Here is a 13,362-nt window from a genome sequence, read left to right as displayed (position 1 = left end):
GTAATGACAAAGATTAAGTTAAGAAAAGGAGATAATGTAAAGGTCATTGCCGGTAATGATAAAGGCAAAACCGGGAGAGTTCTTCTTGTTGAAAGAAATAAGAACAGGGTAATTATCGAAGGTGTAAGAATGGTTTCAAAACATACCAAACCTTCTGCTGAAAATCCCAATGGTGGAATTATTGAAAAAGAAGCACCTATTAATATAAGCAATGTAATGTTACTTGATGATGCGGGAAACCCAAGCAGAGTTGGGCGAAAGCTTAACGACAAAGGTAAATTGCAGAGGTATTCAAAAACAACTGGTGAATTTATAAAAGATGAATAGTCCAAGATTATTTAACAAGTATAAAGAGGAGATTGTACCTGTACTGAAGGATAAATTTAAATATACTTCAGCAATGCAAGTACCTAAGCTCAAGAAAATTGCTATCAATAAAGGTATTGGTGAAGGAGTATCTGATAAAAAAGCGCTGGAAGCCGGTGTTGAAGAACTTACCATGATTACTGGTCAAAAAGCAGTAATGACAATTGCCAAAAAGTCCGTTTCTAACTTTAAGTTAAGAGAAGGAATGCCTATTGGAGCAAAAGTTACTTTGAGAGGGGCAAAAATGTATGAGTTCCTTGACCGATTGATGTCTGTATCACTTCCAAGGGTAAGAGACTTTAGAGGAGTGAATGATAAAGGATTTGATGGAAGAGGTAATTATACGCTTGGAATTAAGGAACAAATTATTTTTCCTGAAATAAGCATTGATAAGGTGAATAAAATCAGTGGGATGAATATCACTTTTGTAACATCCGCAGATACTGATGAAGAAAGTTATGAATTACTAAAGGCATTTGGTATGCCTTTTCAAAATAAAAACTAATTATGGCTAGAAAAGCAGTAATTGCCAGAGAGCGAAAAAGACAAAGACTTGTGGAGCGCTATGCCGAAAAGAGGAAGGCTTTAAAAGAAGCTGGGGATTGGCAAGGTCTTGATAAGTTGCCAAAAAATTCAAGTCCGGTTAGGTTGCATAACAGGTGTTTAATTACCGGTAGACCTAAAGGTTATATGAGAAAATTTGGCATTAACAGAGTGACCTTTAGAGAGATGGCTTCGGATGGGAAAATTCCCGGTGTAACAAAAGCCAGCTGGTAATATTTTTAAAATATAATTTTTTATCTTTGCAGCCCGAATTTTTTTGGGGCTGTTAATTTTTTGTTAAAATGGATTCAATTGCAGATTTTTTAACGAGGGTACGAAACGCCATAGGTGCGAATCATAGAATTCTTGAAGTTCCATCTTCTAAAATGAAAGTGGAAATAGCAAAAGTTCTTTTGGAAAACGGTTATATACAGAATTTCAAGGAAGAGGGTGAAGGGTATAAAAAAGTCCTTAAAATGGCTTTAAAGTACAATCCTGTTACTAAAAGATCTGCAATAACAAATATTGAAAGGGTAAGTACTCCTGGTTTAAGACAGTATACAAGTGTTGATAAAATGCCAAGAGTTTTGAACGGACTTGGAATTGCAATTTTATCAACTTCTAAAGGTATTATGACAGACAAGCATGCAGTTCGAGAGAATTTGGGTGGCGAGATTTTATGTCGCGTTTATTAATTAAAGAAGATGTCAAGAATAGGAAATCAACCAATCGTCGTTCCGGAATCAGTGCAGGTAAGCAATACCAATGGACTCGTTGTAGTAAAAGGTCCAAAAGGTGAGCTTAAGCAACAAGTAGATCCGGGAATTACTGTTAAGCAAGAAGGAAATGAACTTCTTGTAAGCAGAGCTACGGAACAAAAACGCCATAAAGCAATGCACGGTTTGTATCGGTCATTGATCAATAATATGGTTGAAGGTGTGGAAAAAGGTTTTAGCACTGAATTGGAATTAGTAGGGGTTGGATTTAGAGCAACGGTTTCCGGGAGTAAAATTGATTTTAGTCTTGGTTATAGTCACAATATACTGTTTGTGCTTCCTCCGGAAGTTAAAGCAGAAGTGACCGCTGAAAAAGGTAAAAATCCTATTCTGAAATTGGAATCTTTTGATAAGCAACTTTTGGGTCAGATTGTGGCTAAAGTGAGAGAGTTGCGGAAAGTTGAGCCATATAAAGGCAAAGGAATAAGATTTAAAGGAGAACAAATAAGAAGAAAAGCTGGAAAAGCAGCTGCTAAATAATTCGTAAGATGAGCGAGATAAAGAAATTAAATCGAAGAAGAAGACTCAGAAAGAGTATTCGATCGAAAATCAGTGGAACTGCTGAGAGACCAAGATTAAGTGTCTACAGAAGTAATAAGCAGATTTACGCTCAAATTATAAATGATAATGAAGGAAAGACATTGGCCTCTTTCACTTCAAGAAGTCTTGACGATAAAGGAAATAAAACAGAAATAGCCAAGAAAGTTGGTCTTGAATTGGCAAAAGTTGCAAAAGAAGCGGGTATTGAATCTGTGGTCTTTGACAGAGGTGGATATTTATTCCACGGAAGAGTAGCAGCTTTAGCAGCTGGAGCAAGAGAAGGTGGCTTAAAATTCTAAATAGAATGATACAAGGAAACGTAAAAGCTGTTAAGGCAAGCGAAATTGAATTAACCGAAAGGGTAGTGGCCATTAAAAGGGTTGCTAAGGTTGTTAAAGGTGGACGTCGATTCAGTTTTGCGGCTATTGTTGTAGTTGGTGATGGAAACGGTGTAGTTGGATATGGACTGGGAAAAGCCAATGAAGTAACTGATGCTATCAGCAAAGGTATTGATGATGCTAAGAAAAGTCTCATAAGAGTTCCTGTAGTTAAAGGAACCATACCTCATGATGTGGAAGCGACATATTCCGGTGGCCATGTATTTATGAAACCTGCTGCTGAAGGTACTGGAGTTATAGCTGGTGGAGCGATGCGTGCAGTATTGGAAAGCGCCGGAGTTAAAGACGTCTTGGCCAAATCGAAAGGGTCATCTAATCCTCATAATGTTGTAAAAGCAACGATTAAGGCGCTTGAAAATATGAGGGATCCTTATACAATTGCGCAAGACAGAGGAATTTCACTTGAAAAAGTATTCAACGGATAAAAAAATGGCTAAAGTTAAAATACAACAGGTAAAAAGTACCATCAACAGGCCTAGCTACCAGAAGAAAACAATCCAGGCATTGGGTCTTGGTAAGATAAATCGTCAGGTTGAAGTTGAGTTAACTCCTCAGATTCAAGGTATGATAAGTAAAGTTCACCACTTAGTAAAAGTTGTAGAATAATGGAATTACACTCTTTAAAACCTGCAAAAGGTTCAACAAAAAATTCAAAGCGAGTTGGTCGCGGTCAGGGATCTGGCAAAGGCGGAACAGCTACGCGTGGTCATAAAGGTGCACAATCAAGATCCGGATACTCAAGAAAAATTGGATTTGAAGGTGGCCAGCAACCATTACAAAGAAGAGTACCAAAATTTGGATTTAGAAATCCAAATAGAGTTGAATACCGCGTGATCAATTTAGACACTTTAAGTGAATTCGCTGAAAAAAATAAATGGAAAGAAGTTACAATTGAGAATTTGATTTCTTCCGGATTGGCAAGTAAAAAAGATAAAGTTAAAATTCTTGGAGATGGAGAACTAGCCAAAGCACTAAATATTAGCGCTCACAAGTTCTCTAAAAAAGCACAGGAATTAATTGAAAAAGCGGGAGGCAAAGTCACAGTCATCTCATGAAGAAATTCATAACTACCATAAGGAACATTTTCTCAATTGAGGAGCTTAGAAATAGAATTATAACAACTCTGGGTCTGTTGCTTATTTTCAGACTTGGTTCATTTGTAGTTCTTCCCGGTGTAAATCCAGATAAATTATCTGGAGAAGCAACCGGAATTTTCGGTTTACTCGATACTTTCCTGGGAGGAGCATTTAGCAACGCGTCTATTTTTGGGTTGGGTATTATGCCTTATATTTCGGCCTCGATTGTATTGCAATTGTTGACTGTTGCTGTTCCTTATTTCCAGAAATTACAAAAAGAAGGAGAATCAGGGCGTAGAAAAATCAATCAAATTACCCGATTGCTTACGATAGCCATAACCTTGTTCCAATCTATAGGATATGTGACAGCAACTATTCCTGCTGAAGCTATTATGGTAGATCAGACATTCTTTACTATTTCCTCAATGATTATTTTAACTGCCGGTACCATTTTTACAATGTGGATCGGTGAGAGAATAACAGAAAAGGGTATAGGTAATGGTATCTCCATGTTAATAATGGTTGGAATCATCTCGAGATTTCCCGGAGCCATTCTGGCTGAAGCTACTACGAAAGGAATGAGCGGTGCGCTTTTATTCATACTTGAAATTTTAGCATTGTTTTTTGTAGTAATGGGTACTGTAATGTTGACCCAGGCTGTAAGAAGGGTGCCGGTTCAATACGCTAAACAGGTATTAGGATCTAAAATATATGGAGGACAACGTCAATTTATTCCTCTAAAAGTTAATTCCAGCGGTGTAATGCCAATTATTTTTGCACAATCTTTAATGTTTTTACCTGCAATGATTGCTCAATTTTGGGCTGAAAGCAATGAAAGCGACATTGCAGTTTATATAGGTACTACATTTTCAGATTTTACATCCTGGCAATACAATTTACTCTTTGCATTCCTGATAATAGCATTTACTTTCTTTTATACAGCTATTACGGTAAATCCAAATCAGATAGCAGATGATATGAAGAGAAATGGTGGTTTCATTCCGGGTATTAAGCCTGGCCGTGACACAAGTAATTTCCTGGATACGATATTAACCAGAGTAACATTTCCAGGATCGGTATTCCTGGCAATTGTAGCCATACTTCCTGCCTTTGCGAGTATTGCAGGAGTAGGTAGAGAGTTTAGCCAGTTTTATGGTGGAACATCTTTATTAATTATGGTTGGTGTGATTTTAGATACCCTTCAGCAAATTGAAAGTTATCTCCTTATGAGACATTATGAGGGAATGATGAAATCAGGAAAGATGAAAGGTAGAACTCAAAACATGGCAGTAGCGTAATGGCAAAACAAGCGTCCATAGAACAAGACGGTACAATTGTAGAAGCATTATCAAATGCTATGTTCAGAGTTGAACTAGAAAATGGTCATCAGGTAGTTGCGCATATTTCAGGGAAAATGAGAATGCACTATATCAAAATATTACCTGGTGATAAAGTTAAATTGGAGATGTCTCCATATGATTTATCAAAAGGAAGAATAGTTTATCGCTATAAATAAAATATTATGAAAGTAAAAGCCTCCGTAAAAAAAAGAAGCGCGGATTGCAAAATTGTAAGAAGAAAAGGGCGCTTGTACGTCATAAATAAAAAGAATCCCAAGTTTAAACAAAGACAAGGTTAATTATGGCCAGAATTCAAGGAGTCGATATTCCGGATAACAAGAGAGGAGTCATTAGTTTGACTTACATCTTTGGTATAGGAAACAGCCGAGCTGCATTAGTACTTGATAAAGCCGGTGTGGATAAAGATAAAAAAGTAGTGGATTGGACAGATGATGAAGCAAAAAACATTCGTGACATCATAGCCAATGAATTTAAAACTGAAGGTGAATTAAAATCTGAAGTTCAACTCAATATTAAAAGATTACTCGACATTGGGTGTTACAGAGGTTTAAGACACAGAAGAGGACTTCCGGTTCGCGGTCAGAGAACTAAAAATAACTGTCGAACGAGAAAAGGTAAAAGAAAGACTGTTGCTAATAAGAAAAAAGCAACCAAATAATATTTAACATGGCTGAAAAGAGAAAAGATAAAGCTAAAAAGCGTGTTGTTGTTGTAGAGCCGATCGGCCAGGTGCATATTAAAGCATCATTTAACAACATCATCATTTCGATAACCAATACCGCAGGTCAGGTGATCTCATGGGCAAGTGCAGGTAAAATGGGATTTAAGGGGTCGAAAAAGAATACGCCATATGCAGCCCAGGTTGCTGCTTCTGAATGTGCCAAGACCGCATATGAGTTAGGTTTGAGAAAAGCTGAGGTTTTTGTTAAAGGACCCGGTGCAGGAAGAGAATCTGCGATAAGAACAGTTCAAAATACAGGAATCGAGATTACTGCAATTAAAGATGTGACTCCATTGCCACATAATGGTTGCAGACCTCCAAAAAGAAGAAGAGTCTAAAAGATATTTAAATGGCAAGATATACAGGACCAAAAGCAAAAATTGCAAGAAGATACGGAGAACCGATTGAGGGAAACACAAAGGCTCTTTCAAAAAAGAACTACCCTCCGGGAATGCATGGCAAAGGTAGAAGACGTAAGCAATCGGAATATGCGATTCAGCTTATGGCGAAGCAAAAAGCAAAATACATCTATGGTGTATTGGAAAAACAATTTGCAAATGCCTTCCACAAAGCAGCCAGAAAAGACGGAATTACCGGTGAAAACCTATTGCAATTATTGGAATCGAGATTGGACAATGTTGTTTACAGGTTGGGAATTGCTCCGACTCGAAGAGGAGGAAGACAACTTGTATCCCACAAACACATTTTGGTAAACAACCACATTGTCAATATTCCTTCTTATTCGGTAAAACCAGGTGATGTTATTTCTGTAAGAGAAAAATCAAAATCACTTGAAGCTGTTACCGAGTCTTTAGGAAGACCACAAAAAAATTATTCCTGGTTAGAATGGGATTCTGTGAATCACTCCGGAAAGTTTGTAAACTTTCCTCAGCGTGATGAGATTCCTGAGAATATCGAGGAACAACTAATAGTTGAATTGTACTCTAAATAATTAAACACAGAGCATTATTATGGCTTTAATATCATTTCAAATGCCCGAAAAGGTGGTAATGGAAAAAAATACAGATTTCCATGGATTATTTGAATTCCGACCACTTGAAAAGGGATATGGTGTAACAATAGGTAACGCATTAAGAAGAATTCTTCTTTCATCTTTAGAAGGATATGCCATTACCGGAATTAGAATTCCTGGTGTATTGCATGAGTTTTCTACTGTGGAAGGCGTTGTCGAAGATGTAAACGAAATTATACTAAACCTTAAAATGGTAAGGTTTAAAAAAGTAGTCGATGAACCGGAAACTAAAATTAAATTGATGGTTTCAGGTAAAACTGAATTAAAAGCAGGTGATTTAAGCGGTGCTACGTCATCTTTTGAAATTTTAAATCCTGAGCAGATTATTTGCCATATGGAAAGCAAAGTAAGTTTGGAATTAGAACTTACCATTGAAAAAGGAAGAGGCTATGTTGCTGCTGATGATAATAAACCGGCTGAACAGGTCGCGGGTTATATCACTACTGATGCTATTTTTACACCTATTAAAAATGTAAAGTACAAAGTAGAAAACACAAGGGTTGAGCAAAAAACAGATTATGAAAAATTAATTTTGGATATCGAAACTGATGGATCGATAAACCCTGAAGATGCTTTACAGGAAGCAGCTAAAATATTGATTTATCATTTCCAGCTTTTCTCTAAGGAAACAATTGCTCTTGATACGGCAAAACCTGAAGAAGAGGAAACAGTAGATGAGGAAATCCTTAAAATGAGAAAGTTATTAAAAACATCTCTTGCAGATCTCGATCTTTCTGTGAGAGCCTATAACTGTCTTAAAGCAGCGAATGTAAAATCACTTGGGGATTTGGCTTCTCTGGAAGTTTCCGATATGATGAAATTTAGAAATTTCGGTAAAAAATCATTGGCTGAACTTGAGCAGTTAATCGCTGACAAAGGTCTTACATTTGGTATGGACCTATCTAAATACAATTTGGACGACGAATAAAAATGAGACACGGCAAAAAATTTAATCATTTAAGTAGAACTACTGCACATAGGAAAGCTATGCTTGCAAATATGGCTTCCTCTTTGATTAAGCATAAAAGAGTATCTACAACTGTTGCTAAGGCAAAGGCATTGAGAAGTTATGTTGAGCCAATTATCAACAAATCCAAAGAGGACACAACTCATTCAAGACGAGTTGTATTTTCTCACTTACAGGATAAAGATACTGTCAAGGAATTATTTGCCGTAGTAGCTGGAAAAGTCGCAGAAAGACCAGGTGGATATACCAGAATCATTAAGGTTGGTAACAGAGCCGGCGATAATGCGGATATGTGCATCATTGAATTAGTCGACTTTAATGATAACTTGTTAAAGGACACTTCTAAATCTTCAGGGAAATCTCGTAGAAGTAGAAGAGGCGGTAAGAAGAAAAGCGATGCAGTTCAGGATGAGAATACGGAGAAAGTTGAGGCTAAAAAAGAAACTTCTGAAGTTAAAGAAGTAAAAACTGAAGCTAAAGTTTCAGAGAAAGCTGAGCCAAAAGCAGAAGTAAAACCTGAATCAAAAGAAGAAGCCAAAGCTCCAACAGAACCTGAAGCAAAGACCGATGATAAGGCAAAAGAAGAAAAAGTAGATTCAAAAATAGAATCTAAGCCTGATGCGGATGACAAAGCTGAAGCAAAGTCTGAATCTAAGGAAGAATCAAAAAAGGAAGACAATTCTCCAAGTGATTCCAAAGATGAAAGTGATAAAAAATAATATATCATAAATCATAAAAACTTTAAGGGATATTCAATGAATATCCCTTTTTTTGTGTCAAAAATATTATGACCGGAAAGGATAATCAGAAAGCAGTACTAATTCTTCAGGATGGGACCATTATGGAAGGAATTGGTATTGGGAAAAAGGGCACCACAGCTGGGGAAATATGTTTTAACACCGGAATGACCGGTTATCAGGAAATTTATACAGACCCCTCTTATTTTGGTCAAATAATTATTAATACTACAGCGCATATTGGGAATTATGGTGCTCATAAAGATGAAGTTGAGTCTGATTCAATAAAATTTGCCGGATTGATATGCAATGAGTTTTCAGAAATAAAATCAAGACAAAGTACAGATATAGATCTTGATGGATATTTAAGTGATTCGGGCATAGTGGGTATAGCGAATGTAGATACAAGGGGCCTTGTAAGACATATTCGCTCAAAAGGAGCAATGAATTGTATCATTTCTTCCGAAAACCTGGCTTTAGAAAACTTAAAAAAGCAGCTTAAAGAAGTGCCCTCCATGGAAGGTTTGGAATTATCTTCCAAAGTCTCCACAGAAAGTACTTACGAATTGGGAAACCAAAAAGCCAAATACCGGGTGGCTGTTTTAGATCTGGGTATAAAAACAAATATTCTAAGGCAGTTAGCCGAGCGAGACTGTTATTTAAAAGTTTTTCCATTTAATACATCTATTGAAGAAATGGAAAGCTTTAATCCTCATGGTTATTTTATTTCGAATGGTCCGGGCGATCCTGCCAGCACAAAATACGCTGTGGAAATAGTCAAATTAATACTGAAAAAAGAAAAACCTCTATTTGGAATTTGTTTAGGACATCAAATTCTGGCTTTGGCAAATGGATTAGAAACATTTAAAATGCATCACGGTCATAGAGGTTTAAATCACCCTGTAAAAAATTTAAATACAGGAAAATCTGAGATTACAAGTCAAAATCACGGATTTAATGTTGCACCATTTGATGAAAAAAAATTTCCGGATGTTCAAGTCACACATATAAATTTGAACGACCAAACTATAGAAGGAATCAGAATAAAAAATAAACCGGCCTTTTCAGTTCAATACCACCCTGAATCATCTCCTGGTCCCCATGATTCAAGATATTTATTTGATGATTTTATTCAATTAATGAAAAACTAAAAAAAATGAGCATAATAGAAAGTGTTTTTGCAAGACAAATTTTTGATTCAAGAGGTAACCCAACCGTGGAAGTGGATGTAATGACCTCGAGTGGATTTATGGGAAGAGCTGCCGTGCCTTCTGGTGCTTCCACAGGAGTACATGAAGCTGTTGAACTAAGGGATGGAGGTAAGGAGTACATGGGAAAAGGAGTCCTAAAGGCTGTAGAAAATGTCAATGCTGATATTGCTCAGGAATTGGTAGGACAATACATATTTGATCAGACTTTGATTGATCAAATAATGATAAGTCTTGACGGGACAGAAAACAAAAGTAAACTAGGTGCCAATGCTATTCTCGGAGTATCCCTGGCCTCGGCAAAAGCAGCAGCGCTCGAAGCGGGTTTGCCATTATTTAGATATATAGGGGGGGTAAATGGCAATATATTACCCGTGCCAATGATGAATATTCTCAACGGAGGCAGTCATGCCGATAATTCTATCGATTTCCAGGAATTTATGATAATGCCCATTGGTGCTGAAACTTTTACTCATGCAATGAGAATGGGCTCTGAAATATTTCACAATTTAAAAAGTGTGCTTAAAGCAGCGGGTTTATCAACCAATGTAGGAGATGAAGGTGGTTTTGCACCAAATATAAAAAGTAATGAAGAGGCCATTGAAGTTGTATTAAAGGCAATCGAAAAAGCTGGATTTAAACCGGGGGATGATGTAATGATTGCTATGGATGCGGCCAGTTCTGAATTTTATGATGATGAAAATGGTGTATATCATTTTAAAAAATCCGATGGAAGAAAGCTGAATTCAGATGAGATGGCGGAATACTGGGATTCCTGGATAAATAAGTATCCGATTGCATCAATCGAAGATGGAATGGCAGAAGATGACTGGGATGGATGGAAAAAACATACAGCTTTATCGGGCAACAAAATACAGCTTGTTGGGGATGATCTTTTCGTAACCAATGTAAAAAGATTACAAAAGGGCATTGATTCTAATATAGGTAACTCAATTCTAATTAAAGTAAACCAAATTGGGACCTTAACAGAGACAATTAATGCCATTAATCTTGCTCATAAAAACAAGTACAAATGTGTTATGTCACACAGATCCGGTGAGACTGAAGACAATACAATTGCAGATTTGGCAGTTGCATTGAATACCGGACAAATCAAGACTGGTTCGGCATCAAGATCGGATAGAATGGCAAAATACAATCAACTTCTACGTATAGAAGAAGACCTTGGTGATACAGCCATATTTCCGGGTAAAAATTATTGATTTTAAGAAACTCCTTCATTTTCGAAGGAGTTTTTTTTATTTTAGCTAAAACAAAGTTACATGCTCGACAAAATTCCCCCGATATTTAAGAATTTTTATTTTCTTGCATCTGCTGCATTTATAGTTTGGATGAGCTTTTTTGACTCTAATGATTTCTTTACTTTATACGGTCTGAATAAGAAAATTAGTGATCTTGAATCAGATAAGAATTACTACATAGAAAAAATTGATGAGGTCAAAAAGGATAGGGAAGAGCTACTTAGTGATTCTGAACTTCTTGAAAGATTTGCAAGAGAACGATATCTCATGAAAAAAGAATCCGAGGATCTTTATGTAATAATTCCCGAAAATTAATCAGGGAAGGCTACTTTGCTTTTTGCTGAAATCCCTTTTAAATCCTCAATAACTTTATATAATAAAGGAATTCCTTTTTCTTTCCTCTCTTTTTCCAAAGCAATTTCGGGTTCTCCGGGTATAATTACTTCCTGATTTTCATTGATACGCGAAGAATTTTTAAAAGTTCTAATCCAATTATCCATGTGATTTTTGAACTCATCAGGTGCCCTAAATGCGTCAATTCTCATTGCACCAAAAAAATGTCCAATGCCTTTTCCAACAGGATTATCGGGTACTGGAAGGAAGCTTACAAAAGGAGGCACCCAAGGCCCGTAATTTGCCCCTGATAAAACTGCAGAAAAAATATCAACTATGGCTCCCAAAGCATATCCCTTATGACTGCCGTGTATTCTATCTCCTCCCAGCGGCAACATAGCACCTCCGTTTTTCAATTCATTGGGATCGATCGAAGGATTCCCGTCTTTGTCTTGCATCCATCCTTCTGGAGCATTTATTTTTTTTCTTTGTAATATTTCAAGCTTGCCATTTGCTGCAGTTGTTGTAGCCATATCCGCAACAAAGGCATTCTCCTTATTGGCGGGAATAACGACGCAGATGGGATTGGTCCCCAACAATCGGTCTTTTGAAAACGTCGGAGATACCAAGGCACTTGCATTAGTAAGGGCGATTCCAATCATGTCCTCTTTTAATGCTCTCATTGCGTGATAGGCAGCGATACCAAAATGATTTGAATTTTGTACGGAAACCCAACCCGTACCTACATCTTTTGCCTTTTTAATAGCTATATCCATCGCAAATGGTGATGAAACCAATCCCAATGCTCTGTCTGCATCTATACTTGCAGTGCTGGGTGTTTCCCAAATAGTTTTAATTTCCGGTTTGGTATTAATGCGATTGCTTTCCCAAAGTCGAAAATAACCTGAGAGTCTTGCCACTCCATGAGAGTCAACGCCGCGAAGATCCGCTGAAATTAAGACATCAGAAGATAGTTCAGCATCATTTTCTGAACAGCCCATGTATAAAAACACTTCTTTACAGAATTGCTTTAATTCACCATCTTTAAATAGCTTTTCCATTTGCCTTAATTAATTGAATTTCTTCATAAATCAATCCCTCTTTAAGTGAATTTGAGGATACATAGAATCCAACAACCGGAAGTATTTTTAATACAAAATCGACCAATAAACTGGCGGTTACTATCATTTCTGCTCTATCGCGAACCATGCCCTTTATTTTGAGCCTCTGACTTAAATTTGAATTGATAAATGTGTGATTAATTTTTAAAAAATCTGAATTCTTTAGGAAATTATCTCTTGTTTTTTCGGTTTGTCTGCTAATGCTTAGTAGTGTATCAAATGTGCCGGAACTACCTATTAGAATTTGAGGCTGGTAATTTTGAATGGCGATTTTTAATGGTTTGAGGATAGTTTCAAGATACTCAAAAAGTGCCTTGATGTTATTATTATTTATCGGGTCCTCGGAATGATATTGATCTTTTAGCCTTTGCGCTCCAATTTCAAAACTCTGTGACCATTTTATTTTGTCCTGATCTGCAATGATAAATTCCACACTGCCACCTCCAATATCCATCGTCAATGAAACCTGAGAATCTGGTATTTTTGAATCAAGTAAAATTCCTTTAAAAATTAATTCAGCCTCTCTCTCTCCTCCTATTATTTCAACATTCCAGTTCCAATCTTTCATCTGGTCTACAAGCTCATGTTTGTTGTTGGCATTTCGCAATGCGCTTGTGCCTACAGCCAAAACTTCCTTTACTTCGTAGAATTCAATTTTTTCCTGAAAATACATTAAAGCTATTTTCGCTCTTTGAATTGCTTTGGCTGTAAGGATATTTTTTGAAATTCCTTCACCGATTTTAACAAAGATTTTATGGTAATAGATTTCATTGAAACCGGTGTCCTCGAATGACACGATTTTACAATGAAATGTATTAGTCCCCAGATCTATAAATGCCTTCAAGCGTTTAATTATATTAAGTTAAAATAAGGATTAATAATTGTTCGTACTTTTCAAATTGCAATATTAGCATGCTATA

The 13,362-nt window shown here is 36.6% G+C and carries 22 protein-coding genes; 20 read left to right on the top strand and 2 right to left on the bottom strand.

Features of this window, described 5'->3' with window-relative positions:
• The first annotated feature begins 12 nt into the window (after positions 1–12).
• The 20 genes from rplX (at position 13) to HZR84_02785 (ending at position 11,303) form a co-directional block, all read left to right on the top strand.
• Positions 13–327 (top strand): 50S ribosomal protein L24, encoded by a 315-nt coding sequence (rplX, locus tag HZR84_02880; protein QNL23168.1) that lies wholly within the window; start codon positions 13–15, stop codon positions 325–327.
• The gene (gene rplE / locus HZR84_02875; GenBank protein ID QNL20931.1) at positions 320–871 is read left to right on the top strand and encodes a 50S ribosomal protein L5; all 552 of its coding nucleotides are present in this window, start codon (positions 320–322) and stop codon (positions 869–871) included. The genes rplX and rplE overlap by 8 nt, the downstream gene beginning before the upstream one ends.
• 2 nt (positions 872–873) lie before the next feature.
• A complete protein-coding gene (rpsN, locus tag HZR84_02870) occupies positions 874–1,143 on the top strand; it encodes a 30S ribosomal protein S14 (protein QNL20930.1) in 270 nt (89 codons plus the stop codon).
• A gap of 68 nt (positions 1,144–1,211) precedes the next feature.
• Positions 1,212–1,604 (top strand): 30S ribosomal protein S8, encoded by a 393-nt coding sequence (gene rpsH / locus HZR84_02865; GenBank protein ID QNL20929.1) that lies wholly within the window; start codon positions 1,212–1,214, stop codon positions 1,602–1,604.
• 9 nt (positions 1,605–1,613) lie between these two features.
• Positions 1,614–2,165 carry a 50S ribosomal protein L6 gene (gene rplF / locus HZR84_02860; GenBank protein QNL20928.1) on the top strand — a complete coding sequence of 184 codons (552 nt, stop codon included), beginning with the start codon at positions 1,614–1,616 and terminating at the stop codon, positions 2,163–2,165.
• An 8-nt stretch (positions 2,166–2,173) separates the two neighbouring features.
• Positions 2,174–2,524, top strand: coding sequence for a 50S ribosomal protein L18 (locus HZR84_02855; GenBank protein ID QNL20927.1), 351 nt, complete (start codon positions 2,174–2,176; stop codon positions 2,522–2,524).
• 5 nt (positions 2,525–2,529) lie between these two features.
• Positions 2,530–3,048: a 30S ribosomal protein S5 gene (gene rpsE, locus HZR84_02850; GenBank protein ID QNL20926.1), complete on the top strand. Its 519-nt coding sequence runs from the start codon at positions 2,530–2,532 to the stop codon at positions 3,046–3,048.
• Between the two features lie 4 nt (positions 3,049–3,052).
• Entirely contained in the window at positions 3,053–3,229 is a 177-nt protein-coding gene (gene rpmD, locus HZR84_02845; GenBank protein ID QNL20925.1) for a 50S ribosomal protein L30, read from the top strand.
• Positions 3,229–3,678 carry a 50S ribosomal protein L15 gene (rplO, locus tag HZR84_02840; protein ID QNL20924.1) on the top strand — a complete coding sequence of 150 codons (450 nt, stop codon included), beginning with the start codon at positions 3,229–3,231 and terminating at the stop codon, positions 3,676–3,678. Before rpmD ends, rplO begins: the two co-directional genes overlap by 1 nt.
• A complete protein-coding gene (secY, locus tag HZR84_02835) occupies positions 3,675–4,997 on the top strand; it encodes a preprotein translocase subunit SecY (GenBank protein ID QNL20923.1) in 1,323 nt (440 codons plus the stop codon). Before rplO ends, secY begins: the two co-directional genes overlap by 4 nt.
• Positions 4,997–5,215, top strand: a complete 219-nt coding sequence (gene infA / locus HZR84_02830; protein QNL20922.1) for a translation initiation factor IF-1 — start codon at positions 4,997–4,999, stop codon at positions 5,213–5,215. The genes secY and infA overlap by 1 nt, the downstream gene beginning before the upstream one ends.
• Before the next feature lie 6 nt (positions 5,216–5,221).
• A complete protein-coding gene (rpmJ, locus tag HZR84_02825) occupies positions 5,222–5,338 on the top strand; it encodes a 50S ribosomal protein L36 (GenBank protein ID QNL20921.1) in 117 nt (38 codons plus the stop codon).
• Between the two features lie 2 nt (positions 5,339–5,340).
• The gene (gene rpsM, locus HZR84_02820; protein QNL20920.1) at positions 5,341–5,718 is read left to right on the top strand and encodes a 30S ribosomal protein S13; all 378 of its coding nucleotides are present in this window, start codon (positions 5,341–5,343) and stop codon (positions 5,716–5,718) included.
• Positions 5,719–5,726: 8 nt separating this feature from the next.
• Positions 5,727–6,119 carry a 30S ribosomal protein S11 gene (rpsK, locus tag HZR84_02815; GenBank protein QNL20919.1) on the top strand — a complete coding sequence of 131 codons (393 nt, stop codon included), beginning with the start codon at positions 5,727–5,729 and terminating at the stop codon, positions 6,117–6,119.
• A gap of 11 nt (positions 6,120–6,130) precedes the next feature.
• Positions 6,131–6,733, top strand: coding sequence for a 30S ribosomal protein S4 (gene rpsD / locus HZR84_02810; GenBank protein QNL20918.1), 603 nt, complete (start codon positions 6,131–6,133; stop codon positions 6,731–6,733).
• Between the two features lie 19 nt (positions 6,734–6,752).
• Positions 6,753–7,742, top strand: coding sequence for a DNA-directed RNA polymerase subunit alpha (locus tag HZR84_02805; GenBank protein ID QNL20917.1), 990 nt, complete (start codon positions 6,753–6,755; stop codon positions 7,740–7,742).
• A 2-nt stretch (positions 7,743–7,744) separates the two neighbouring features.
• Positions 7,745–8,500: a 50S ribosomal protein L17 gene (rplQ, locus tag HZR84_02800; GenBank protein QNL20916.1), complete on the top strand. Its 756-nt coding sequence runs from the start codon at positions 7,745–7,747 to the stop codon at positions 8,498–8,500.
• 68 nt (positions 8,501–8,568) lie between these two features.
• Positions 8,569–9,669 carry a glutamine-hydrolyzing carbamoyl-phosphate synthase small subunit gene (gene carA / locus HZR84_02795; GenBank protein ID QNL20915.1) on the top strand — a complete coding sequence of 367 codons (1,101 nt, stop codon included), beginning with the start codon at positions 8,569–8,571 and terminating at the stop codon, positions 9,667–9,669.
• 5 nt (positions 9,670–9,674) lie between these two features.
• Positions 9,675–10,949 (top strand): phosphopyruvate hydratase, encoded by a 1,275-nt coding sequence (gene eno / locus HZR84_02790; GenBank protein QNL20914.1) that lies wholly within the window; start codon positions 9,675–9,677, stop codon positions 10,947–10,949.
• A 60-nt stretch (positions 10,950–11,009) separates the two neighbouring features.
• Positions 11,010–11,303 carry a septum formation initiator family protein gene (locus HZR84_02785; protein ID QNL20913.1) on the top strand — a complete coding sequence of 98 codons (294 nt, stop codon included), beginning with the start codon at positions 11,010–11,012 and terminating at the stop codon, positions 11,301–11,303.
• Here HZR84_02785 and HZR84_02780 read toward each other — a convergent pair.
• On the bottom strand, positions 11,300–12,382 hold the full coding sequence (locus HZR84_02780) for an Ldh family oxidoreductase (protein ID QNL20912.1): 1,083 nt from the start codon (positions 12,380–12,382) through the stop codon (positions 11,300–11,302). The genes HZR84_02785 and HZR84_02780 overlap by 4 nt on opposite strands.
• The gene (locus tag HZR84_02775; protein ID QNL20911.1) at positions 12,366–13,286 is read right to left on the bottom strand and encodes a phosphatase; all 921 of its coding nucleotides are present in this window, start codon (positions 13,284–13,286) and stop codon (positions 12,366–12,368) included. Before HZR84_02775 ends, HZR84_02780 begins: the two co-directional genes overlap by 17 nt.
• Between the last annotated feature and the right edge of the window lie 76 nt (positions 13,287–13,362).

It is taken from the genome of Hyphobacterium sp. CCMP332 (genome assembly GCA_014323545.1).
In the GTDB taxonomy this organism is placed as follows: domain Bacteria; phylum Bacteroidota; class Bacteroidia; order Cytophagales; family CCMP332; genus CCMP332.
The sequence above is the reverse complement of the archived record's forward strand: the minus strand, read 5'-3'. Positions and strand labels throughout refer to the sequence as shown.